The organism is Nonomuraea sp. NPDC003201 (assembly GCF_053590415.1).
On record NZ_JBSFTC010000758.1, the window covers coordinates 1 to 1,274 of the forward strand.

Consider the following 1,274-nt stretch of genomic DNA (forward strand, 5'->3'; position numbering starts at 1 on the left):
TGACGCGGTTGGCCGAGGCGTGCCGCACGCCCACGGCGGCCGGGCGCACGGGGTTGACCAGCGAGCCCTCGGGCGTGGTGACGGTGATCGGCGCGATGAGCCCCGCGTTGAGCGCGATGCCGGGGTCGAGGGTGCAGATGAGCGCGAGCACCCTGGTGGTGATCCAGGCGTGCGGCCGGCCCAGGGTCGCGATGTTGAACGCCGCGGCGACCTGCGGATCCGTACCGGTGAAGTCGAGGTGCAGGTCGCCCGCGCGCAGCGTCGCGGTGACCGACAGGCGGACCGGCAGGCTGGAGACGGCGTCGTCGTCGAGGTAGTCCACGAAGCGGTGGGTGCCGTCGCCCAGCGTGGCCAGGGCGGCGCGTGCCTTGCCCGCGGTGTACTCGACCAGGTCGCGCTGCGCGTCGAGCACGGTGGCCGGGCCGTGCTGGGCGACGACGCCGGCCAGCCGCTCCCGGCCGGTGCGCAGCGCCGCGCGCATGGCCCTGATGTCGCCCAGGTTCGCCTCGGGGGTGCGGCTGTTGGCCGAGATCAGCGCCTCCACGTCGCGGCTCGGCTCCCCGGCGCGCACCAGCTTGACCGGCGGGATCTGCAGGCCCTCCTGGAAGATCTCGTCGTTGACCGGCGACAGGCTGCTCGGCACCCGGCCGCCGATGTCGGAGCAGTGGATGAACGCCCAGCCGTAGCCGACCAGCTCGCCCTCGTGGAAATACGGCTCGATGAGCTGGATGTCCGTCAGGTGGGTGGCCAGGCCGCCGGAGCGGTACGGGTCGTTGGTGATGATCACATCTCCGGGCTCCAGCGGGCCGGCGGCCTGGACGGCGGTCAGCATGTTCAGGCCGACGAAGCCGGAGACGCCGATGCCGCGCGGGTAGGCGACGAAGCCGCCGTCCAGGCCCGCGAAGGCGCAGCAGAAGTCGGCGGTCTCCTTGACGTACAGGGAGCGGCTGGTGCGCTGCAGGGTGAGGCACATCTCCTCGGTCATGGCGCTGAGCCGGTTGCCGACGATCTCCATGGTGACGGGGTCGAGCCGCACGTTCAGGCCTTCCGACGGGGGTTGTGGGCGCCGTCCGTCCGGCGCAGGTGCAGGTTGCCGGCCTCGTCCACGTCCGCCGACCAGCCGGGCGGCACGACCACGGTGGTGTCGTCCTGCTCGACGATCGCCGGGCCGTCGAACGCGTCCCCCACGCCGAGGGACTCGCGCAGGTGGACGTGGGCGTCGTGCCAGGCGCCGGCCAGCAGGACCCGCCTGCGGGCCGTGGGACGGGACGCGC

Annotated in this window: 2 protein-coding genes; both read right to left on the bottom strand. The window is 73.2% G+C overall.

Annotated elements, in window-relative coordinates; translation table 11 throughout:
- Window positions 1–1,036 (bottom strand): hydantoinase B/oxoprolinase family protein (locus ACWDX9_RS63430; protein ID WP_449973474.1); only part of this gene is annotated, 1,036 nt, incomplete at its 3' end.
- A gap of 2 nt (window positions 1,037–1,038) precedes the next feature.
- A partial coding sequence (locus ACWDX9_RS63435) for a hypothetical protein (RefSeq protein WP_449973475.1) occupies window positions 1,039–1,274 on the bottom strand: 236 nt, incomplete at its 5' end.